Below are 22386 nucleotides of genomic sequence, written 5' to 3' on the forward strand. Positions count from 1 at the left end.
CCGCGCCACGGCGCATGCGAACGTAGCTCAGCTGGTAGAGCACCACCTTGCCAAGGTGGATGTCGCGAGTTCGAACCTCGTCGTTCGCTCAGAAGAAGAAGCCCCCGGCCACGCGGCCGGGGGCTTCTTTCTGTCCGTCTACGCCCAGCTGTTGCCGGTGAGCTGCTCGTACGCCTCGATGTACTTCCCCCGGGTCGCGTCCACGACCTCCTGCGGCAGCGCGGGCGGCGGCCGCTCACTGGTGCGGTCCCAGCCGGAGGCCGGCGAGGTCAGCCAGTCGCGGACGTACTGCTTGTCGTAACTGGGCTGGGCTCGGCCCGGCTCCCAGGTCGCGGCCGGCCAGAAGCGCGAGGAGTCCGGGGTGAGCACCTCGTCGGCGATGACGAGCTCCTCGCCCGCGAAGCCGAACTCGAACTTGGTGTCCGCGAGGATGATGCCCCGCTCGCGCGCGATGTCGCGGGCCCGGCCGTACACGGCGAGGGTGGCCTGGCGCAGCTGTGCGGCGGTTTCCGCGCCGATCTGGCGGGCCACCTCCTCGTAGCTCACGTTCTCGTCGTGGTCGCCGACGGCGGCCTTGGTGGCGGGCGTGAAGATCGGCGCGGGCAACTCGGACCCGTTGGACAGGCCCTCGGGCAGCGCGAGGCCGCACACCGTACGGGACGCGTTGTACTCGACCAGGCCGGAGCCCGCGAGGTAGCCGCGGGCGACGCACTCCACCGGGACCATGGCGAGCGACTTGCACACCAGGGTGCGGCCCGCCCAGTCGGCGGGGGCGCCCTCGGGGAGCTCCTCCGAGATGACGTGGTTGGGCACCAGGTCGGCGAGCAGGTCGAACCACCACAGCGAGAGCTGGGTGAGCACCCGGCCCTTGTCGGGGATCTCGGTGGGCAGCACCCAGTCGTACGCGGACATCCGGTCGCTGGCGACCATCAGCAGGTCGCCGGCCTCGTTCTGATAGAGGTCACGCACCTTGCCCGTGTGGAGGTGGGTCAGGCCCGGCACCTGCTGCGGCTCGGGCTTTTCTACGAATCCGGACACGGTTCCTCCGCGTAGGTTGATCCAGGAGCGATTCCGATTCTCTCGCATGCGGCCGGGTACCCAGGTCGCGGGTCTTGCGCGACGGCGCTCTTCGGAGTCAGTCCCGCTTGCAGATGCGGTCGAGGAGGTTGGCCGTGGCGCGCTGGATACGGCTGTCCACATGGCCGGGCCGGTCGAGCGCCGGCGACCAGGCGAAAGTGCCCGAAGCGAAGACGAGCGCGCCGGAGGGGGCCCGGTACAGCGACGTCTCCTGGTGGCGGGCGTGCTGCTCGCCGTCCCGGTACGGGGAGTGGGCCAGCAGGATGCGGTCCTGGTGCTCGGGGAGCGCGGTGCGCGGGTAGTAGCGGTCGGCCTCGCCCGCGACCAGACCGTCGATCTCGTCGCCGTCACCGGCCCCGGTCGCCTCCCACAGCCAGTGGTCCGCGTTGCGTACGACCATGGGGTACGGCTCGGGGACGCGGCCCGCGTACTGGATGCCCAGGAGCTGCTGCTCGGGCCGGGCGACCTCGCGCCACAGGGCGGGCCGGCCGGGGCCGCGCCGCTTGCGGCAGGTGAGGAGCCGGTCGGGCACGCCGGACGGGGACGGCCCCAACTCCACTTGCCAGTAAAGGGAGTTGGCGGACAGGAAGACGAGCGAGGTGCCGCCGTCGCGGGCCAGCTCGACGGTGCGGCGCATCGGGGCCGACCAGTACTCGTCGTGGCCGGGGAAGACGAGACCCCGGTAGCGGGAGGGGTCCACGCGGCCGGCGTGCAGGTCGCGGGCGTCCGCGTAGGCGAGGTCGTAGCCGTAGCGCTCGGCCCAGCGGATGAAGTCGTAGGCGTGGCCGACGTGCAGCGGCAGGCCCGCGCCCGCGTACGGACGGTCGAAGGAGACGGTGATCGCCGCGTCCTCCTCGCCGAGCAGCCGGCCCTCCTCGTCCCAGGCGTGGTAGAGGCTGGCGCCGGTGCGGCCGTCCTCCGGGAAGAGGTTGTACGCCTGCCAGGTGATGTCGGGCAGCAGCAGGAGCAGATCGGCGGGGTGGCTGTCGCGGACGGTGAACGGGATGTGCGAGCGGTAGCCGTCGGCGGTGGTCAGCACGGCGACATGCGCGCCGATCGAGGCGTGCGAGGGCACCTGGTAGCGCCAGGACTGCCACCAGTGGTGACAGGAGACCGTGCGGTCGGCCGCCAGTGGGGGCGGCTGGACGATCCCGGAGAGCCGGGGGCTGGTGGCGATCTTCGCGGCCCCGTCGCCGCCGTAGTGCCCGATCCGGTAGACGTCCACGGTGAACTGCTGCGGGGGGTCCACGGTGATGTGGAAGTCGATGGCCTCGCCGGGCGCGACGGCCCCGCTGGAGGCGAACCCCTTGATCTGCTGGCGTACGTCGTCGGCGGTGCGCGGGCCGGTGACCCGGGCGGTGCTGCGCGGGGTGTCGCGCTGGGCCGGCACGTGGTCGACGTACCAGGGCACCACGTGCCCGGTGTCGTCGAAGTAGGTCTCGCTGCCGCGCAGCCAGGGCAGCGGGCCCTGCCCGAAGGGGTCCGAGACGGCGTGCGCGAGGGCACCCGACTCCCAGCGCCGGATGTGGTCCGACCGTTCCACCCCCATGTCACTCCCCTCCCTCGATCCCCCGGGACAACAGTTGATGCGACTGTGGTGCGCCGTCTGACAGCTACCGGTCCCCAGCACATCACATAACGCACGCACTCCGTCACCGTTCGTCGCGAATTGACGTTAAGGGGAAGGCCTCATTCCGGATGTTTTCCGGCTGCCTTGCGCATGCACGGGGCCAACTCGGGGCAGTGGGGGGCCTGTTGAGGGCGGGGCGAGGTGCCCATGCCGAGCGGGGGTGAGTTCGGGCCTGCCGTACCGGCGTTGGGCGGGAGCGCCCCAGACCAGCCGTACCGGCGCCAAGTGGGGCCCTCAGACCAGCCGTACCGGCTTCTCCGGGCGGATGCCGACGGAGGACAGCCAGGCGCGCAGCGCATCCGCGTCCCCGTCCTCGACCAGGGTCAGCACGGGCGAGGCCAGATCCGAGCGGCGTACGTCGTCGACGAGGAGCGAGGGGCCGTCCAGCCAGTCGAGGCCGGGCAGCGCGCCCGCCGTGTCGACCGCCGCGCAGCACACCATCGCCGTGACATGGTCGGCGAGCAGCTCGCGGCCGGTGCGGGGCGGCTGGAGCGGGAAGAGCGGCATCGCGTCGGCACCCCAGGACTCCGGGCCCGGCGCGGGCGGTGCGGACGCGGCCTCCTCGCCGGCCACTTCCGCCGCGATTCCGGCGGCCAGGCGCTCCCCGGCCTCGCCGTCACAGGCGGTGAGGTGGTCGATGACGCGGGCCAGCGTCGGGGCGGCGGGCTCCGTGTCGCGGCGCTCGCCCAGCGCGTCGAGGACCCGGTGCAGCCGGGCCGCCTCGGTGCGCCACTTGCGGTCGACGACCTCCTCCGGGTACGCCGCCCAGTCGACCGGGGCCCAGTCGGGGCCGGGCTCTGCGGGGCCGCCGTGGAACAGCCGGGCGGCGAGCAGCGAGGTCGCCTCGTCCGCGGCGCCGGGCTCCTCCAGGAGGTCGCAGGCCGGCCGCTCGCCGAGCCGGGAGGTGAAGCCCTCGGCCAGCCGGTCGCGCCGGGACAGCTCGGTGAGCGCGGAGACCACTCCCGCATCGAGCCGGGAGGGCCAGCGCCCCATCCGCCAGGCGGGCAGCGCGACCCGGGTCAGCAGCCGGTCCCAGCCCGCGTAGGCGAGCCCGACCTGCTCCTGGGCGACGATGCGCACCCCGTAGTCCACCGCCTGGGCGCGCTCGGACGCGGCGGCGGCGACCCCGCGCTCCATTTCGGCGGCGTGCACCCGGCAACCGCGCAGGAGCAGCCGGGCGATCGATCCGACGAAGCCGAGCGGTATGCGCCGCAGCGGGCCGAGCCCGGGCCTGGTGGCCACGCCGACGGCCGCGTCGAGACCCCGTACGAACCGGCGGGCGGCGGCTATGTCCGGGTGCGCGGAGGGGCCCGTACCGGCGACGACGGGGGCGAGGATCGCGCGCAGCTCGCCGACACGCATCCACCACATGAAGGGCGATCCGATGACCAGGACCGGCGCGGCCGGCATCCGCCGGGCGCGGCCGGAGCGCACATCGGCGCCGCGTATGAAGCGAGCGGGCATCGCCACCTGCTCGGTGGTCGCGTGCGCCGGATGCGTACGGTCCTCCAGCCAGCTGTCGCAGTCGGGCGTCAGGGCTATCGCTGAGGGCGGGGGCACATCGAGCCGCTCGGCCAGGTCCCTGACCAGGCGGTACAGATCGGGGGCGGCCGATTCGGCGAGGTCCACCGTGGGGGACAGGGCCGGTCTGGCCCGGACGATCACTGCCGCCACGGCGGCCGCGAGCAGCAGCACGAGCAGCGCGGTGGCGATGACCGCCCAGCGCGCGCTGTCCCAGCCGCTGCCGTCGATGCGGCCCTGCGCGGCCGCGACGATCAGCACGACGGCGACGGCCGCCGGCAGCAGGGCCACGGCCAGCGCCCTGCTACGGATGCGCAGCACGGCGAGAGCCCGCGAGCGCGCATGCTGCGCACCCGCCTCTCCACCCATTCCGGTACCGGACACAGCCGGACTTCACCCCCTCTGCCCTGCGGCGGCGTTGCTCACTCCCCCACTGTGGCACCCGCCACTGACATCGCAATGCCGGTGGGCCAAGTGCCGGAACGCCTTCGCCGCACCCTAGTTGGGGCGTCGGCAGGAGTCATCCGGATGGGCCACTCGTCACCCGATGGAATGGCTTTGGGCAAAGGTGCGGTTGTTCCGGGCCGGGCCGTCGCGGGGCTTCCGCCGGGGTTCCACGGGACTGCTACACGGCTCCCACAGGGCTTCCGCGGCGCTGCTGCAGGGCTTCAACGGGGTTCCAACGGCGTAGGCCAAGCGCCCGCCGGGGGCCCGGTGGGAAAACAGCGGGGCCCCGGTGCGTACACCGGGCCCCGCGGAATTCTGGCGGAGTTCAGCCCTGTGTCCCGGCCGCCTTGCGCGCGATGTCGGTGCGGTGCTGCGAGCCGTCGAGCCGGATCCGGCCGACCGCCGTGTACGCCCGCTCCCGGGCCTGGGCGAGGTCCTTGCCGGTGGCGGTCACCGAGAGGACCCGGCCGCCCGCGCTGACGACCGCGTCGCCGTCCCGCTTCGTCCCGGCGTGCAGGACGTACGCGGCCGGCTCGTCCTGGGCCGCGACCTCGGCCAGGCCCTCGATCGGGTCGCCGGTGCGGGGCGTCGCGGGGTAGTTGTGCGAAGCGATGACCACGGTCACGGCCGCGTCGTCGCGCCAGGTCAGCGGCGGTTCGGCGTCCAGCGTGCCGTTGGCCGAGTGGAGCAGCACGCTCGCGAGCGGCGTCTTGAGGCGGGCGAGCACGACCTGCGTTTCGGGGTCGCCGAACCGGGCGTTGAACTCGATCACCCGCACCCCGCGCGAGGTGATCGCGAGGCCCGCGTACAGAAGTCCGGAAAACGGCGTTCCGCGGCGGCGCAGCTCGTCGACGGTCGGCTGGAGCACGCTCGCCATGACCTCGTCGACGAGCTTCGGGTCGGCCCACGGAAGCGGCGAATAGGCGCCCATGCCACCGGTGTTGGGGCCCTCGTCGCCGTCGAGCGCGCGCTTGAAGTCCTGCGCGGGCTGGAGCGGCAGGACGGTGACGCCGTCGGTGATCGCGAAGAGCGAGACCTCGGGGCCGTCGAGGAACTCCTCGATGACGACGCGTTCGCAGGCCAGCGCGTGCTCCCGGGCGACGGCGAGGTCGGCCGTCACGACGACACCCTTGCCGGCCGCGAGACCGTCGTCCTTCACCACGTACGGAGCACCGAAGGCGTCCAGCGCCTCGTCGATCTCCTCGGGGGTGGTGCAGACGTAGGAGCGGGCGGTCGGCACGTTCGCCGCGGCCATCACGTCCTTGGCGAAGGCCTTGGAGCCCTCCAGCTGGGCGGCCGCCTTCGAGGGGCCGAAGCAGGCGATGCCCGCGGCCCGCACGGCGTCGGCGACCCCGGCGACGAGGGGCGCCTCGGGCCCGACGACGACCAGGTCGCTCTTCAGCCCGGCGGCGAGGCGGGCGACCGCGTCCCCGTCCATCGGGTCCACGGGGTGGAGCTCGGCGACCTCCGCGATCCCGGCGTTGCCGGGGGCGCAGTGCAGCGCCGTCACGTCGGGGTCGAGGGACAGGGAACGGCACAGGGCGTGCTCGCGGGCACCGCCGCCGATGACAAGGACCTTCACGGCAGCCAGCCTAGCCGCCGCGATGGCGTGATCTTTGTGCGGGCCACCAGGTGGACCCCTACCCCTCGTTCGTATATTCCTCCACCACGGTCGCCCCGAGCTCGCGCACGATCAGGTCGTGCCCGGACAGCGCGTTGTCCACGAGATCCGGGTCGTCGTCCTCCGGAGTGTCGTCCTCAAGGCGCACCGGCGGAGGCTCCTCCTGCCGTACCTCGTGCCGTACGGGAGCGGCGGCCTGCGGCTGCTGCTGCGCGGGCTGTACGGGAGCGGGCGTGGCCGGGGTCGCGGGCTGGGGGGCCTGCGGGGAGGCCTGCGGCGGCTGGTACTGCTGGACGGGCGGGGACGGGGGCCGGGACGGGCCTCCGCCGAAGTTGCCCGCGGCGGGCGGGGGCTGGGTGCCGCCGGACGGGTCGATGATCGCCTCGACCTTCCACTGCACCCCGAACCGCTCGGAGAGCACGCTGCGCAGCACGTCCTCGCTGCCGCTGCTCGCGAAGTTGTCACGGGCGCCCGCGTTGATGAAGCCGAGCTGGACAGTGGTGCCGTCGAAGCCGGCCACCTGCGCGTTCTGACTGAGCAGGATCCAGGTGAAGCGCCGCTTGTTCTTGACGGCCTCCAGAATGTCCGGCCACATGTTGCGCACCTGCAGGGCGTTGCCCTGGGCGGCGGGGGCCGGGGCGGGCGCCTGCTCGGCGGGAGCGGGGGGCGCGGCGGGAGCCGGGGCGGGCTCGGAGGCGGGCGTGGCCGAGGGCCAGGCGCCGGCGGAAGGCGCGGGGGACGACGCGCCGGGCCACGCCCCGGGACGGCCGCCCCCCTGCCCGGGCGCGGCAGCGGACGGCCAGGCCCCGGCAGAACTCTGCTGAGCGGGCTGCGCCGGCTGGGGCTGAACGGCGGGCGCCTGCTGAGCAGGCTGCTGCACAGGGGGCTGCTGCACGGGCGCCTGCTGGACCGGCGGAACGGGAGGCGCGACGGGCCCCGAGTGGGCGGGCCCGCCCACGGGCGCCGGCCCCCCCGCCCCCGCACCCCGCACAGCAGCCCGAGCAGCCTCGGGCCCGCCGGGGCCGCCCTGCATCGGCGCATGCGCCTCGGGCCCGGGCACGTATCCCATGGCGAGCCCACCGGCAGGCGCCGCCTGGAAGTTGGCCCCGCGCTCAAGGCGGTCGATACGGGCCTGGAGCGAGCGCTCGTCGTCGTACGCGGCGGGCAGCAGCACCCGGGCGCAGATCAATTCGAGCTGGAGCCGGGGCGAGGTGGCCCCGCGCATCTCGGTGAGCCCGGCGTTGACGAGATCGGCGGCCCGGCTCAGCTCGGCGGCCCCGAACACCGAGGCCTGCGCCTGCATCCGCTCGACGACATCGGCGGGGGCGTCGATGAGCCCCTTCTCCCCGGCGTCGGGAACGGCGGCGAGGATGACAAGATCCCGCAACCGCTCCAGCAGATCGGCAACGAAGCGACGGGGATCGTTACCGCCCTCGATAACGCGATCGACCACCTCGAACGCGGCAGCACCATCGCCCGCCGCGAAGGCATCGACAACGGAATCGAGCAGAGACCCATCGGTGTACCCGAGCAGGGCGGTGGCCATGGCGTACGTCACACCGTCCTCGGCGGCACCGGCGAGCAGCTGGTCCATGACCGACATGGAGTCACGCACGGACCCGGCCCCGGCCCGCACGACGAGCGGCAGCACGCCGTCCTCGACGGGAATGCCCTCGCGACCGCAGACGTCCCCGAGGTACTCCCGAAGCGTGCCCGGCGGCACAAGACGGAAGGGATAGTGATGCGTACGCGACCGAATGGTCCCGATGACCTTCTCGGGCTCGGTGGTGGCGAAGATGAACTTGAGGTGCTCCGGCGGCTCCTCGACGACCTTCAGGAGGGCGTTGAAGCCGGCCGAGGTCACCATGTGCGCCTCGTCGATGATGTAGATCTTGTACCGGCTGGACGCGGGCCCGAAGAAGGCCTTCTCGCGCAGCTCACGGGCGTCGTCGACACCACCGTGCGAAGCGGCGTCGATCTCGATCACATCGATGGAACCCGGTCCGTTGCGCGCGAGATCCCGGCAGGACTGGCACTCCCCGCAGGGCGTGGGCGTCGGACCCTGCTCACAATTGAGACATCTGGCAAGAATCCGGGCACTGGTCGTCTTGCCGCAGCCACGCGGCCCGCTGAACAGGTACGCGTGATTGACCCGGTTGTTCCGCAGCGCCTGCTGCAGCGGGTCGGTGACATGCTCCTGCCCGATGACCTCGGCGAACGACTCGGGGCGGTAGCGGCGGTACAGCGCAAGGGACGACACGCATACGAGGTTATCGGGGCCCACTGACAACCGGCCCCGCCGACGGCGCTCCGGCCACCGCGCACCTGCCGAAACAGCGCCCCACCCAGGGGAAACGAAGTCCCCCGCCCCACAAAATCAAGCGCCCCCCACGCACCCGCCAGAGCCAACCTACCCTTGCTGCCTTCCGGCCCTGGGGGAGTTCAGTCAGATAGCGCCACGTGAGGGGCTCCGCACAGGGTACCCGATCCCTGACGTGGGAACGAGTTCGCGAGCACCCCTCAACGTCTTGTATTGTTTGCCGCGGAGGATTCGCCTAGTGGCCTAGGGCGCACGCTTGGAAAGCGTGTTGGGGGCAACCCCTCACGAGTTCGAATCTCGTATCCTCCGCCAGTGCCTCACCGGGCACGATGTCGATGGGCCCCACCGTTCGCGGTGGGGCCCATCGACGTTTGTGGTCTCGGTTCGACGTTTGTGGTCTCGGTCCTGGTCTCGGCTGCACCCGCACCGGAACGGGATGAGCTCCGTACGCATGCTCATCCCGCGCTCCTTTGGGCAGCGCTCAGACCCCGGTCGAGATCCCGAACTCCGCTCCCGAGATCTCCGCAAGGGATGCCGTCACGGCTCGGAGGGGCTCCTGCAGGGCGCCCAGGTCCGTGCGGAACGCCTCGGCCTGGGGCCAGGTGCGCTCGTGGTCGAGCGGGCTGACGTGCGTCGGGCGGTGGGCCTCCCAGGCCGTGAGGAGGGGGTGCCAGCGCGTCATGAAGGGGCGGAGAACCTCGTTCAGGAGGTCATGCGCCACCGACTGGACGCTGGGGGCCGGCCCCGGCTCCAGGCCGATGCTGTAGCGGCGGAGCGTGTCGCGGGTGAACGGGAACAGGCTGTTCAGGGAGGTGAGCGCCTCGCGCAGACTGCCGCTGTCGGCGGGGAGTTGCTGTACGCCGATGCGGCTCACCAGCTCGACCTGCAGGTCGAAGGCGGCCATCCGCTCGGCCTCTGTGACCCTCATCGGCATGCTCTCCTTCCGTACGCCGGGAACCGGGAGTCCGGGGCTGTCCAGCGTAGTGGCCGTGGCTCCCAGGCTGGAGAGGACCGCGCGGCGCAGTGTCTCCGCGCGGGCCGAGTCGCCTTCGTGGTGGAGCCAGGAGTGCGCCGTGATCGGGTGCAGGTGATGCGGGACGGGCGTGAGCAGTCCGCGGGCGGTCAGTTCGGCCAGACCGGCGCTCGCGCGGCGCAGGGCAACGGCACGTGGCAGCCGGTCGGCCGAGGCGAGGACGGTGGCCACGGTCTCGGCGGTGGCCGGAAGCGGGGACAGGGCGAGTGCGCAGCGCAGCACATCCTGGGCCTCGGCGGGTGCGGTCAGGGCGTCGCGCACGTGGTCCGCCGTGACCTCGTCGCCGGCGAGGATGTCGAGCAGGGAGCGTCCCGGTTCGTACAGCCGGCTGGCCAGGGCCGCGGGACTCTGACCGGCGGCCACCGCACGGCCGAGCAGTCCGAGTGCCCCGGGGTGTCCCGCGGCGGCATCGGCGAGCTCGGAAGCGCCGGCGAGGGCGGCGGCCGCCGCTTCGGGGAGTGGTTCCAGATCGAGGTGTTCGCCGTGTCCCCCATAGGCGCGGCTGCGGGTGATGAGCAGCGTGCGGACCAGGGGGTGCGGAGCCGTGAGCTCCGTGACGGCGCGCGGTGACAGGCCGTGGGGCACGTCGTCCACGACGTACAGACAAGGGCCGTCGGGTGCCTGCGGCGGCTGCGGGGCGCCGGCGCGTACCCAGTGCACGCCGCCGGGGAACACGGTGCCGAACCGCAGCGCGTACTCCCGTGCGAGCCGGGTCTTGCCGATGCCCGGCATGCCGCGCAGCTGCACGGGGCCGGCCGAGGTGCGGCCGGTGACGAGGGGTGCCTCCTGGGCGTGCAGGGCACTGTGCAGGCGCCACAGTTCGGGCAGCCTGCCCGTGAACTCCCCCACCGCGGCGGGCAGATCGCCGTGCACGCGTGGGGGCGCGGCGTCCAGCCGCATGGGGCCGGGCACCTGCCGCAGGTGCGCCAGCACATCCTGGACCAGGGTCTCCGGTTCGCCGTGCCGGGTGTCGCGCAGCTCCACCGGGTGGATGTGCGCGGTGTCCGGTTCGGGGTTGACCACCAGGACGCGGCGGCGCGGATCGCCCTCGCCGAGGCCCGCGAGGAACGCGGCGGTCAGCTCCCACTGACAGGCGGGGCGTTCGGGGTAGCCGAGGGAGTAGTACGCCAGCAGGACGCGGGAGTCGGCGAGCGCGCAACGGATGGTGTCGCTGATGCCGGCGAATCCGGCGACCGCGGACTCGTCCGTGAACACCTTCAGCCCGACCGCAATGAGCTCCTCGTGGAGTCGACGGACTTGCCCGGCGTCTTTGCGGCTGTAGCTGAGGAAGACGTCCCACACGGTGCCATACCCTACTGTGGGGAACCGGGGAGGCGATCATGACGCAGTCCGGCGAGGCGCCGCGGCGCGGGCGTACGGGACCTTCGCAGGTCACGGCGAAACTGACGATCCCGTTCGTCGGCGAGGTGACGGGCATCTGGGAGCCTGCGGACGCCGAGCGCACGGCCGCCTGGGAGCTCTACTTCCAACTGGCCAGCCGGGTCGCGGTCGTTCCGCTGGAACGGGACGAGGGTGTGCTGCGCGAGGCGCTCACCTCGCTGTACTCCCTCTATGACGTCACCCGCGGCATCCTGCACAAACACGGCCCGGCCGTCGCACCGCCGGTGCCACAGGGCCGGCTCACCTTCGGCGTGCTGGCGATGGTGACGCTCAACCGCGTCCTGCGGCCACTGCTGACGGTGTGGCATCCACGGCTCGCGGCGTATGAGGCGCTGCGGCCGGAGGGCACGGATCCGGTGAGTTACGAGCGGGCCTGGCCCGAAGCAGACGAGTTGCGGCGGCAGCTGGACACCACCCGTCAGGCACTGCATTCACTGGCACGAACGCTGCAACAGGTGGCCGAGGTGGGCGATCTGATCGATCTGCCGGTGCCCAGACCGCCCCTGCCTCCGCCGGCTCGTGCACCACTGCAGCCGCCCACGCCGCCGGACCACCCGGGCCGGCGTGATGGCGAGGGGCCCGTTGGGGGCACCCCCCCCCGCTGATCAGGGGTAGTACGGCGTCCTGCCGAGGTCGGCGCCGCGGGCGGTGTGCAGCTCATCGGACGCGCCCCCATGGTCGACCAGGCCTCAGGGCCCGCCGGGCAGGGCGAGTTCGTGGTCGCCGTCCGTCAGGGGCGGTGGGAGGCGGTCGAGGACGGTGAAGGCGGAGTCCAGGCCGGTGAGCCGGAACAGCCGCATGACGCTGCGCCTCCCGCGGACCAGCCGCAGGGTGCCGCCTCGTGCGGCCACGTCGTCCTGGATCTCGTCGAGGAGCCGCAGGCCGCCCGCGTCCATGAACGTGACCGGACGCAGATCGACCACCACTTCCGGCGCTTCCCGGTCGATCATTCGCTCCACCGCGGGGCCGAGGACAAGCCGCGCCTCGATGTCGATCTCCCCGAACAACTCCAGGACGGTGGCCGTTTCCGCCGCCCGATCCCACAGGCCGAACCCGGACACATCGGCACGCATGAGAAACCCCCCAACGATCCCCTCGGGAAAACGATCCCTTCGGGGCGGACGGACAGCACACGGGCCGGCCGGCCACTCCCCAGCGCCGGAAGCAGAGCAGAGCCGCCAGGGTCCGGGGCCGCACTGCTCGTGGCGTCCTTTCATCATGCCCGTTTGTCGCCCATCCGACCCGCTTCCGACCGGAGTTGACCGGACCTGCCCAGCCCCTTACGTACCCGTACGTACCCGATTCATCATGCTTCGCCTCACAGTGGTGGTTCCTCCGACTGGCGGGGGACGCGGATCGTCTCCGTGGGGCGTAACTGGCGGCGTCTGGCGGGGAGCTGGGCCGGTTCCGCCGGGTGGTTGCGGGGGCCGCGGGCGCGGGAAGCGGGGCCGGTCAGGAGGGTGCTCGTGCGGTACAGGTACTGGACCTTGATGCGCAGGGCCCAGGGGTCGATGGGCTTGATCAGGTAGTCGGCGACACCCAAGTGCAGTGCCTGGGAGGCCATTTCGCTGTCCTGGCCCATGCCGGTCACCAGGATGACGGGGATCAGCTGCGTCTGCGTCAGGCGGCTCAGATAGCGGGCCACGTCCAGACCGCTCACGCCCGGCATCACGACATCGAGGATGGCGACCGCTATTCCCCCGTGCAGCGCGGCCTTGAGGGCGGCGTCCCCGCTGGTCGCGAGCTCGAGCGGATATCCGAGCGGCGCGAGGATGCTCTCCATGGCGAACAGGTTGTCCTCGTGGTCGTCGACCAGTAGCACCTTCATGTCCGCGGACATGGCCCCATCACCTTCACTCGGGAGCGCCGGATAGGCATATGCCCGTTCGCGGCCGCTCGTACGCAGTCGGGGAGCACCACTGTGGTGTGCATGTGGGGGATGCACATGTGGCGTGCATGGCCGGGTCTGTCCGTACATAGTGTTCGGCTGACTCGTGTGGACCGAATTCTCGCACCGAGCGCCCCGGAACATCAGGGTGTCGACAATGCCCGTTCCGCCCCTCTTGGCGACACGGGGTGCCGACACGCACGTGCCACTGGCTCATGTCCCGCCCTGCTCACACCTATGGGTGAACCCCTGCCACTCGGATCCGGGGCCCGTCGGAGCTGCGAAAACCCCAAGATCCGCTTGCAGCGGACGCGGAAGCCCGGCTTCCTGCCGCCTGAACCACCGTTCACTGTGCGGAACTTGATACCGATCAGCCTCCAGAATGACCGGATGATGATCCCGTCATCCCCTTTCGTACGGTACGCGGCCAGGAACGGCGAGCGATGAACACACCCGCCTCCCCCATGCTCTTCACTTCGTTCGAGCAGGGGGGACCCCCGTCGGCCCGCGACCACTCGGCCGCCCTCACCCCCGCGGTGATCGGCGCCGTACTCGTGCTCGTCGCCGGCTGGCTGCTCCTCGCCACCGTGCCCCGCACGCTCGACGAGGAGCGGGCGTTCGCGTCGGCGGCCGGCTGCCCGGTCGCCGAGGTCTCCACGGAGTGCAGACGCACCGTCACGGCCACGGTGACCTCCGCCACGGCCGACCACAAACACCGCTCGACGTACTACTGGCTGGGTATCGGCCACCTCCAGGAGGGGCCCGGGGTGCTGCCGGGGCGGCTCAAGTCCGGTCCACTGAGGGCAAGTTCAGCAGCGCGGCCCGCCGCGGGGGTGCCGCGGCGCGTCAAGATGGACGGCCGCACGCCGGTGTTCGCCGCCGTGCGACCCGGCGCCGCGCTCCACCTCACGTACTGGCGCGGCGAGATCAGGTACGTCGAGTTCCGGGGCCTGCGCCAGTACACGACGGCGGATCCGCGGGGCGGCTACCGGCTGCCGCTGGCCGCGGCGCTCGTGCTGCTCTCCGTGGGCGGGGCGTGCCTGCGCAGCGCGTACTGCTGGGTCCGGCCCGCCGAACCGCCCGCGCACGAGCCCTGGCGGATCACCGTGCCGCTGGCGTCGGTGCTGCTCATCTCGTGCTTCGCCTTCGGTACGCCGTGGGTCACCGGCGGGGTGCCGACCGCTCTGCTGCTCACGGCGGTCGGGGCCGTGCCGCTGCTCGCCGGGGCCGTCTGGCTGGCGCGCCGCCACCATCGGCGCACCACCGACACGATCAAGGTGACCCCGCTGATCCCGCTCGGCGAGCAGTGCTTCCCTGGCACGATCTTCGGCGAAGTCCCGTACAGCTACGAGGAGTTCGGTCATCTGGTGGCCGCTCCGGGGCTGCTCGCCGCCACCCCCGATCCGGCCGGTCGCATCGCCCGCCGTCCCGTGCCGCGCACCCTGACGGCCGTTCGGGTCCGTCCGCCGTACTGGACCGACCCGGGCCCCCGGCCCGCCCCCGGCGCGCAGGTGGTGGAGTGCCGGGATGGGGCGACGCCGGTCTATGTGGTGACCGAACAGCGTTACACCGCTTTGGTGTTGGGTGCGCTCAGGCGTCCTGCGGAGGTGCAGCTGCGGGCGAGCTGCACCGCTCTGTGGGCGTAGCGTCCACAGAGCGGCAGCCCATATGGAGGTCGGCCCTACGCCTGAACGGCACCGAGCCCCGTGGGCCCCTACACCCCGAACGGCGCGGGGTAGCGGATCACTCCCGTCGGGGCGGCCGCCCCGTCCGGCCGCAGCCGGAGCGCCATCATCGCCTCGTCCGGTACGTCGAAGGGGGCCCGGATACCGAGGCCGGAGGCCGGAGTGAAGCCGAAGCGGGGGTAGTAGTCCGGGTGGCCGAGTACCAGGACCAGGTCCTCACCCAGCTCCCGGGCGGCATCGAGCGCGGCCCGCACCGCTGCGGAACCGGCGCCCGTGCGCTGGTACTCGGGCGCCACCGCGACCGGCGCGAGGGCCAGCGCCGGGGCGTCGCCGACCCGGCACCGGGTCAGCAGGGCGTGGCCCACGACCGTGCCGTCCCGCGTCTCGGCCACCATCGAAAGGCCGGGGATCCACGCCGGGTCGTCCCGCAGCGCGTCCACGAGGTCGGCCTCGTCCGCGGTGGGGAACGCGGCCAGGTTCACGGCCCGTACGGCTGCCCTGTCCGCCGCGTCGGCCCCGTCCGCAGCCGCCTCGGGCCGCGTTCTCCAGGTGTTGCCGGAAGCCATGTGCGGGGCGGAAGCCATGTGCGGGGCGGAAGCCATGTGCGGGGACGACGTGGCGCCAGAGGCCTTGTCGGCCAGGTCCGCCATGTCGGCGGGCGTTGTGTGGCCGGGAGACGTGTGGTCGGGAGACATGTGTGGGGTATCCATATGCTGCCGATCGTTCCATTTGCCGCAGGCCCGAGCCACCGGATTATCGCCGGGCACCCTACTCGTCCGGGACCTCCGCCGGGCAGCTCGTTCCCTCCTCCGGCACCGTGCCGTTCGCGAAGAAGGCATCCACCTTGGCGCGGATGCACTGAGAGGCGGAGTACGCCCCGTGCCCCTCGCCCTCGTATGTCATCAGGACACCGGAACCGAGCCGTTTCGCTGTGTCCTGGGCCCATGGGTACGGCGTCGCCGGGTCGCCCTTGCCGCCCACGACCAGGATCTTGGGCGCACCGGGATGGTCTATCCGGCGGATGTAGTCGGTGCCCGTCGGCCAGCCCGCGCAGGCGACGGCACGCCCGGCCGAGCCGGGCCCGAAGTACGGTGATTCCTCGGCGAGTTGCTTCTGTACGGAATCGAACTCCTTCGCCGGGTCGGCCGGCCGCACCGGATCGTCCGCGCAGTTGATCGCGAGCATCGCCTCGTCGGAGTTGTCGGCGGGCGCGTAGTCCATGCCCTCGTTCAGCGAGGCGAGAACGGTGGGGTCGTCCTCCTGAAGGAGGGCGGCGATCCCCGCGGACAGCGTGGGCCAGGCGGCCTGGCTGTAGAGGGCGGCCTGGACCGCGCTCTGCAGGTCGTCGCCGGTGAAGTCCCGGTCGTCGGCACCCGTCACCACGTTGCCGTCGGCGAGTTTCGCGACCGCCGTCTCGAAGGTCGCCCTGACCTCCGCCGGGCTGGTGCCGAGCTCGCAGTTCCGCTGGGCGCAGCCCACGAAGAACGCGTCGAGCGCCTTCTGGAACCCCTTCGTCTGCACCAGCGCGTCCTGCTCGGCGCTGCCCTGCAGGGTGTCGACGGCATCGAGGGCCATCCGCCCGGTCTTCTTCGGGAACTGGCTCGCATAGACAGCGCCGAGCCGTGTCCCGTACGAAATCCCCAGGTAGTTGAGCTTCTTGTCGCCGAGCACCTGGCGCAGTACGTCCATGTCGCGGGAGGCGTTGATGGTGCCGACGTGGTCGAGGACCGGGCCGGTCTTCTGGCGGCAGGCCTTGGCGACCCGCTCCGCCTCGGCGACCGCGGCGGCCCCCGTGTCCGGCGCGTGCCGGCTCTCGCCCTCCAGTTGCGCCGGCTCGTCCTCGCCGCCGCAGCGCACGGGGGAGCTGCGCGCGACGCCGCGCGGGTCGAAGCTCACCAGGTCGTAGTGCTTGCCGATCCCGGCGGCCTCGGCGCGGAACGCGGCCAGGCCGTCGACCCCGGAGGCGCCGGGTCCGCCGAAGTTGAAGACGACGGAGCCCATGCGGTCCTTACCGTGTGCCGCGGTCTTGAAACGGGCCAGCGCCAGCGATATGGCCCCCTTGCCGAGGTCCCCGTAGTCGACCGGCACGCTGAGGGTGCTGCACTCCATCTCCCTTACGGAATCGAGGAGTTCACCGGTCTGGCCCTCGGTGGGCTTGCACGGTTCCCAGCCGATCTTCTGCTGGTAGAACCGGCTCAGATCCGGATCCGGCCCGGCGGCGCGGGGTCCGGCCGCGGGGCCGATGAGCACGAGGGTCGCTGCGCCGGCCCCGGCTGCGATTGCACGTCTCGCGAGCATGGGCTCTCCCTTCCAGGAGGCCGAGTCCCTCGTTCAGGCTAAGCGCTTTGCGGGATATGCGGCGATTTGAGTGGGGGCTGGCCGCTCCCGGGCCGTGGCATCGTGCGGCTCCGCCGCGTTGGGGCGCACCCCAGGCGCGACACCTATCGCACCGGTCGCACTCCGTAGCCCCTCTGTGACTGCTCCCCCAGCCACTCCGCGAAGCCCACGGCCCCCTGGACGTCGGGGTGGGTGGAGGCGAGGTGGCCGGCTCGGAGGGCTCGGCCCATGCGGCCGGGGACGGGGGCGGGCAGGAGGACGGCGCGGCGCGCCGTGGCGGCGCGCCAGGTCGCGGCCAGGGCGTGCAGGTCGGTCCGCTCCGGTCCCGCCGCCTCGATACGGCGGCGGCGCGGGGCGGCCTCGGCCGCGTCCGCGACGGCCCGGGCGGCTTCCACGGCGGCGATCGGCTGCGTGATCACACTCTTCGACGCGAGCAGGACGCGGGCCCGGGCCGTCGCCTTGAACACTCCCGCGATCAGCTCGTGGAACTGCGTGGCCCGCACAATCGTCCACGGCACCGGGCCCGCCATGACGGCGTCCTCCTGGGCCACCTTGACCTTGTAGTACGGCATCGGCACCCGGTCGCAGCCCACGATCGACACGCACACGTGGTGGCCCACGCCGGCCGCGCGCTCCGCCGCGACCAGGTGTTTCGTACCGTCCACGAGGGTGGCGCGCATGGTGCGCGGGGAGACGGAGTTCGCGGCGTCGACCACTACGTCGCAGCCCGCGAGCGCAGCCTCCAGGCCCTTGCCCGTGGACAGGTCGACCGGGTACTCGGCCGAACTCCGGCTCAGTACCCGCACGTTGTGCCCGCGTGCCCGCAGCTCCTCGACGACATGGCGGCCCAGCGTGCCGGTGCCTCCGGCGACGGCGATGTCCAGGGTGCTGGTGCCGTCGGCATTGATGTGGTTCGCGTCTGTGTGGTTCATGCCCAGGGGACGGGACAGCCCCGTCAGCTGTGACACGTCATCCGTGAACACGTCGTCCATGACACACACCGCTGACGATCAGGTGTGGAGGGATTCCGCGGCCTCGCTGTGGCCCTCGGGTTCCAGCTGGATCGTGGAGTGGGCCACGTCGAAGTGGTCCCCCACGCAGCTCTGGAGCCGGGTGAGCAGTGCCCCGTACCCGCCGTCCAGGGCGGCCTCCTTCACCACCACATGTGCGGTGAGCACAGGCATCCCGGAAGTCACCGTCCAACCGTGCAGATCATGTACGTCGACCACACTCGGCTCGTCGAGGAGGTGGCGGCGCACCTCGGCGAGGTCGACGTCGTCCGGGGCCGCCTCCATCAGGACGTGCAGGGCGTCGCGCAGCAGTCCGTACGTCCTCGGCACGATCAGCAGCCCGATGACGATGGAGGCGATCGGGTCGGCGGCCTGCCAGCCGGTGAACAGGATGACCAGGCCGCCCACGATCACCGCGACCGAGCCCAGTGCGTCGCCGAGCACCTCCAGATAGGCGCCGCGCAGGTTGAGGCTCTTGTCCTTGGCATCCTTGAGCAGCCACAGGCCCACGAGGTTCGCGGCGAGCCCGCCCACCGCGACCGCGAACATCAGCCCGCCCTTGACCTCGACCGGCTCGCTGAAGCGGCGGATCGCCGACCACAGCACCCAGACGAAGATCGCGGCGAGAAGCAGGGCGTTCAGGACCGCCGAGAGGATCTCCACCCGGTAGAAGCCGAAGGTCCGGCGCGGCGTCGGGGCGCGCTGGGCGAGCGTGATCGCGCCCAGTGCGAGGGACACCCCGATCGCGTCGGTGAGGCTGTGCGCGGCGTCGGCGAGCAGCGCGAGGCTGCCGGAAAGCAGCGCGCCGACCACCTGGATGAGGGTGATCGACGCGCTGATGCCGATGGTCCACAGGAGCCGCTTGCGGTACGTGCCGCTGAGCGTGCCGGATGCGGCGGAGGGCGCGCCGTGGTCGTGTCCCATGCGCGCCTCCTCGTGTGGGTGTGGCCCCCGCACATTAGAGGATCACGAGGTGTGGGCTCCCGCCACTGAAGGCACGACCGCCAGTGAAGGCACGACCGCCGCCGGCACCTCGGGCAGCCGCACCCGGTCCGCCGAGGTCCCCGTCCCGGTGGGCCGCATCCACCCCGGGGCCGCCCCCGTCTGAGCCGCGGTATGGGGGTGGCTGCCATGCGGCAGGGCTTCCGGGAGGTCCTCGGCGCCATAGCGGCGTACCGAGAGATGCCAGTTCAGGATGCCCGCGATCCAGTCCTGGAGTTCGGCCACGTAGGTGTCGAGCACCGCCCGCCCGTGCTCGTCCAGCTCGAAGTCCTCGTAAAGAACGGGCAGTTCGTTCTCGATGACGTGCTGGAACTGGCGCAGCCGCGAGCGCATCAGGTCGTCGACGATGCGCAGGCCCGTCGGGTAGTCGCAGTTGAAGAAGTTCTGCACGACCAGGATGCCGTTGTGCAGCTCGCCCTCGTACTCGATCTCCTTCTGGTACGAGAAGACGTCGTTGAGGAGGCAGCAGTAGTCGGCCGCCGCGTTCTCCAGGCTGCGGATGGGGCCGCTCTCGTGGATCCCGGGCGGCAGTTGGCCCGCGTGGCGGAGCCGGGAGAGGCTCATGGTGAGGTCGGAGCCGAAGGTGTTCCGGCGCATCTCGATGTAGTCGACGGGGTCGGGGATGCGGTGCTGGGCCTGGTTGTGCAGCTCCCAGAGCCAGCTCTCCAGCATGAATTCGACGGACCGGCGGAACGCGGCGCGGGCCTCGGGGGACATCGGTCCTGCGGTGCGTGCCCACAGGTCGGCGAGGCCGCGCTCCATGGGGGTCCGGGCCAGCGGGAGCCCGGCCTCGGGCTCGTCGACCGGCATGCACGCGGAGAGCCGCTCGTTGTTCGCCCGCGCCCCGGCCAGGTTGCGCGGGCGCCCGTAGATCAGCGGGTAGTAGTCGTCGCCGTACGTGCCCCAGGTCAGCCACTGGGCGCTGAGTTCCAGCTCCTCCGGGGTCGCGTCGGGGTCGAGTCCGGCGGAGCAGAGCGCGAAGTCGTAGCCCGCCAGCTTCTCCTTGTCCCAGATGTCGTGGAGCAGCCCCATACGCTCCGCCCAGTCGAGGGACGCCACACGTGCGCGGGCCACATGTGGGCTGAGCGACAGTGGGTACGGCACATCGAACTCGGGCAGCAGCGACGGGCCGACCTTCTGCATCGGTACGTGCGTGAAGCTGCGCTGCCGGGCGGCGGCCGGGCGCCCGAACAGTGTGGTGACGTCGAGCGCCGAGGTGCCGAGCACCCCGCCGAAGAGGGAGGGACCGACGACGGCGTCCTCGTTCATGTAGCGGCTGGAGCGCATGTGCCACTCGTGGCCGCCGGACTGCCAGTCCTGGAGCCCCTTGACATACGCCGCGACGCCCGCGCACTGGTCCGGCGTGAGGCCCTTCTCCAGGCACAGGGCGGGGACTTCGGTGAGCGCGGTGTTCTCGAACTGCTGGATCCGCGAGGTCAGCAGATCGTTGACGGCCTCTGCGGCCTCCTGCGTCGTGCACCCGAGAAAGGTCTCAAGTACCAATACGCCATTGCTGAGTTCGCCCTCGTCCTCGACCTCGCGCTGGTAGGAGAAGAGGTCGTTGCGCAGGTGGACGCCATCGGCGAAGGCGTCGGTGAGGACCCTGAGCGGCCTCGACCCGGCTACGCAGGCGGGGAGTTCGGCGTTCGCGGCGTACTCGATGAGACCGGCGGACCAGGGTGCGCCGCCCACCTTGCGGCGCATCTCGATGTACTCGACGGGGTTGGCGATCCGCCCCGCGTTGATGTTGGCGAGTTCCCACAGCGACTCGTTGAGCAGGTTGCGGGTGCTGATGGCGAAGCGCTCGCGCCACGCCTGCGTCATCGACGGGACGGTGCGCGCCCACAGGTCGGCGAGGCCCGCCTCGACCGGGTTGGTCGCCTCGGGGAACCCGTCGGCGAGGTCCATCGGCATGAACGCGGGCAGGCGGTCGAGGTACTCCTTGCCGCCCTTGCGGTCCAGGGTCCGTTTGAACATCTCCAGGAAGTGGTCGTCGAAGAAGAACACCCACACGTACCAGTCGGTGACCAGGGCGAGCTGCTCCGCGTCGCAGTCGGGGTGGGTGTACGAGCAGAGCAGCGCGTAGTCGTGCGCGTCGAGGTCCTTCAGCTCCCAGATCCCGGAGCCCTCCAGCATGCCCATCTGCCGGGCCCAGGTGCGGGAATGCGCTCTGGCGGACTCCAGATGGGGATTGAGCCTGGCCGGATACGGCAGATAGAAATCCGGCAGGACAAAAGGCTGGCTCACTGCGGTGGCTCCTCCTGGATACGCACGTGCCCGATATGCACATGGCTGATACGCACATGGCCGGTACGCACATGCTTGATACGCACGTGATGGTCCGAGCCGAACTACCCGGCCGGGCCACGGGCATTCGGGGGCCTCAGGTCTGTCATACGAAAGCGTGATGCGAAGCGCGAGCCGATTCGAACGGGCCCTCTGTCGCCGGGTGGGGGCCGCGTGCGGCTGTGTCTGTGCGCGGTGGAGTTCGCGTGCGGCGGTGTCCGCGTGCGCCGACGCCTTCGGCCGTCGATCATCTAGGCATGAACACACCCCTTCGGCTCGCCCAGCAGCCCGAGGCCGACGAGCTGCTCGGCCGCAGCCCGCTGGCCGCGCTGGTCGGCATGCTGCTCGACCAGCAGGTCCCCATGGAATGGGCGTTCTCCGGCCCGTACACGATCGCCCGGCGCATGGGGGCGGACGATCTCGACGCCGGGGCCATCGCCGCGTACGACCCCGAGGCCTTCGCGGAGATCCTCAAGGAGAAGCCGGCCGTACACCGCTACCCGGGGTCCATGGCCAAGCGCATCCAGCAGCTCTGCCAGTTCCTCGTCGAGGAGTACGGGGGTGACGCGGCGGGGGTGTGGACGGGGGTCGGGACCGGCGCCGAGCTCCTGGCCCGCCTCAAGGCACTGCCCGGGTTCGGCGAGCAGAAGGCGAAGATCTTCCTCGCGCTCCTGGGCAAGCAGCTCGGGGTCCGGCCGAAGGGGTGGCGCGAGGCGGCCGGGCCCTACGGCGAGGCGAACTGCTTCCGCTCCGTGGCCGACATCACCGGGCCGGAGTCGCTGACGAAGGTACGGGCGTACAAACAGGAGGCGAAGGCGGCGGCGCGGGGGAAGTGAGCGGTCTGGGGGTTCTGGGCCCCCCGGGGAACCGGCCCGCCGGTGGCCCAGCAGCACCGGCAGGCCCAACCTCCTGGGCCACCGCCCCAGACCCCGGGGCCCCACCGACCCGCCCGCGCAGGGGGTCGGGAGGGCCGAACCCTGGGGCTCCGCCCCCGACCCCTACGAGGGGCTCTACCCCTCGCGGCAGGGCTTCGCCCCTCAGCAACCTCACCCACCGGGCACCCCGCGCAGCGGCAGATCTCAGCCCCTCCGGCGCTTGAGGAGCGGGGTCTGGGGGCGGCGCCCCCAG

The 22386-nt window shown here is 71.8% G+C and carries 16 protein-coding genes, 2 tRNA genes and 1 other RNA gene; 5 read left to right on the forward strand and 14 right to left on the reverse strand.

Annotated features, from left to right (window positions below):
- Positions 1 to 16 precede the first annotated feature (16 nt).
- Positions 17 to 89: transfer RNA gene (locus tag ACSHXC_RS18745), tRNA-Gly, on the forward strand.
- Positions 90 to 138: 49 nt separating this feature from the next.
- Here the strand turns inward: ACSHXC_RS18745 and ACSHXC_RS18750 are convergent.
- The 6 genes from ACSHXC_RS18750 to ffs all read right to left on the reverse strand — a co-directional run bounded on the left by ACSHXC_RS18750 (position 139) and on the right by ffs (position 8769).
- Positions 139 to 1038, reverse strand: coding sequence for a phosphoribosylaminoimidazolesuccinocarboxamide synthase (locus tag ACSHXC_RS18750; RefSeq protein ID WP_438292659.1), 900 nt, complete (start codon positions 1036 to 1038; stop codon positions 139 to 141).
- Positions 1039 to 1135: 97 nt separating this feature from the next.
- Positions 1136 to 2626, reverse strand: coding sequence for a N,N-dimethylformamidase beta subunit family domain-containing protein (locus ACSHXC_RS18755; RefSeq protein ID WP_438292660.1), 1491 nt, complete (start codon positions 2624 to 2626; stop codon positions 1136 to 1138).
- 315 nt (positions 2627 to 2941) lie between these two features.
- Positions 2942 to 4612, reverse strand: a complete 1671-nt coding sequence (locus tag ACSHXC_RS18760) for a hypothetical protein (RefSeq protein WP_438292661.1) — start codon at positions 4610 to 4612, stop codon at positions 2942 to 2944.
- A gap of 388 nt (positions 4613 to 5000) precedes the next feature.
- On the reverse strand, positions 5001 to 6257 hold the full coding sequence (purD, locus tag ACSHXC_RS18765) for a phosphoribosylamine--glycine ligase (protein ID WP_438292662.1): 1257 nt from the start codon (positions 6255 to 6257) through the stop codon (positions 5001 to 5003).
- 58 nt (positions 6258 to 6315) lie between these two features.
- The gene (locus tag ACSHXC_RS18770; RefSeq protein WP_438292663.1) at positions 6316 to 8556 is read right to left on the reverse strand and encodes a DNA polymerase III subunit gamma and tau; all 2241 of its coding nucleotides are present in this window, start codon (positions 8554 to 8556) and stop codon (positions 6316 to 6318) included.
- Positions 8557 to 8670: 114 nt separating this feature from the next.
- An RNA gene (gene ffs, locus ACSHXC_RS18775) (signal recognition particle sRNA small type) lies at positions 8671 to 8769 on the reverse strand.
- A gap of 71 nt (positions 8770 to 8840) precedes the next feature.
- Here ffs and ACSHXC_RS18780 point away from each other — a divergent pair.
- Positions 8841 to 8928: transfer RNA gene (locus tag ACSHXC_RS18780), tRNA-Ser, on the forward strand.
- 169 nt (positions 8929 to 9097) lie between these two features.
- Here the strand turns inward: ACSHXC_RS18780 and ACSHXC_RS18785 are convergent.
- Positions 9098 to 10951 (reverse strand): TIR domain-containing protein, encoded by a 1854-nt coding sequence (locus tag ACSHXC_RS18785; protein WP_438292664.1) that lies wholly within the window; start codon positions 10949 to 10951, stop codon positions 9098 to 9100.
- Positions 10952 to 10989: 38 nt separating this feature from the next.
- Between ACSHXC_RS18785 and ACSHXC_RS18790 the strand changes: the two genes are divergently transcribed.
- A complete protein-coding gene (locus ACSHXC_RS18790; RefSeq protein WP_438292665.1) occupies positions 10990 to 11655 on the forward strand; it encodes a hypothetical protein in 666 nt (221 codons plus the stop codon).
- 84 nt (positions 11656 to 11739) lie between these two features.
- Here the strand turns inward: ACSHXC_RS18790 and ACSHXC_RS18795 are convergent, their stop codons facing one another.
- Together ACSHXC_RS18795 and ACSHXC_RS18800 are read right to left on the reverse strand one after the other, a co-directional pair.
- On the reverse strand, positions 11740 to 12123 hold the full coding sequence (locus ACSHXC_RS18795) for an STAS domain-containing protein (protein ID WP_438292666.1): 384 nt from the start codon (positions 12121 to 12123) through the stop codon (positions 11740 to 11742).
- 245 nt (positions 12124 to 12368) lie between these two features.
- On the reverse strand, positions 12369 to 12890 hold the full coding sequence (locus tag ACSHXC_RS18800) for a response regulator (protein ID WP_438292667.1): 522 nt from the start codon (positions 12888 to 12890) through the stop codon (positions 12369 to 12371).
- Between the two features lie 491 nt (positions 12891 to 13381).
- On the opposite strand from ACSHXC_RS18800, the gene ACSHXC_RS18805 reads away from it, so the two are divergent.
- The gene (locus ACSHXC_RS18805; RefSeq protein WP_438292668.1) at positions 13382 to 14584 is read left to right on the forward strand and encodes a hypothetical protein; all 1203 of its coding nucleotides are present in this window, start codon (positions 13382 to 13384) and stop codon (positions 14582 to 14584) included.
- Between the two features lie 68 nt (positions 14585 to 14652).
- Here the strand turns inward: ACSHXC_RS18805 and ACSHXC_RS18810 are convergent, their stop codons facing one another.
- From ACSHXC_RS18810 to ACSHXC_RS18830, 5 genes are all read right to left on the reverse strand, one after another.
- Complete coding sequence (locus ACSHXC_RS18810) at positions 14653 to 15318, reverse strand: GNAT family N-acetyltransferase (RefSeq protein WP_438292669.1); 666 nt, start codon at positions 15316 to 15318, stop codon at positions 14653 to 14655.
- 73 nt (positions 15319 to 15391) lie between these two features.
- The gene (locus ACSHXC_RS18815) at positions 15392 to 16921 is read right to left on the reverse strand and encodes an alpha/beta hydrolase (protein ID WP_438292670.1); all 1530 of its coding nucleotides are present in this window, start codon (positions 16919 to 16921) and stop codon (positions 15392 to 15394) included.
- A gap of 143 nt (positions 16922 to 17064) precedes the next feature.
- Positions 17065 to 17892, reverse strand: a complete 828-nt coding sequence (locus ACSHXC_RS18820; protein ID WP_438292671.1) for an SDR family oxidoreductase — start codon at positions 17890 to 17892, stop codon at positions 17065 to 17067.
- Positions 17893 to 17970: 78 nt separating this feature from the next.
- Positions 17971 to 18894: a cation diffusion facilitator family transporter gene (locus tag ACSHXC_RS18825; RefSeq protein ID WP_438292672.1), complete on the reverse strand. Its 924-nt coding sequence runs from the start codon at positions 18892 to 18894 to the stop codon at positions 17971 to 17973.
- Between the two features lie 42 nt (positions 18895 to 18936).
- A complete protein-coding gene (locus ACSHXC_RS18830; protein ID WP_438292673.1) occupies positions 18937 to 21219 on the reverse strand; it encodes a terpene synthase family protein in 2283 nt (760 codons plus the stop codon).
- Between the two features lie 296 nt (positions 21220 to 21515).
- Between ACSHXC_RS18830 and ACSHXC_RS18835 the strand changes: the two genes are divergently transcribed.
- Positions 21516 to 22094, forward strand: coding sequence for an HhH-GPD-type base excision DNA repair protein (locus ACSHXC_RS18835; RefSeq protein ID WP_438292674.1), 579 nt, complete (start codon positions 21516 to 21518; stop codon positions 22092 to 22094).
- Positions 22095 to 22386 lie beyond the last annotated feature (292 nt).

The sequence above is a fragment of the Streptomyces sp. HUAS TT7 genome, from assembly GCF_051550175.1.
Classification (GTDB): Bacteria; Actinomycetota; Actinomycetes; order Streptomycetales; family Streptomycetaceae; genus Streptomyces.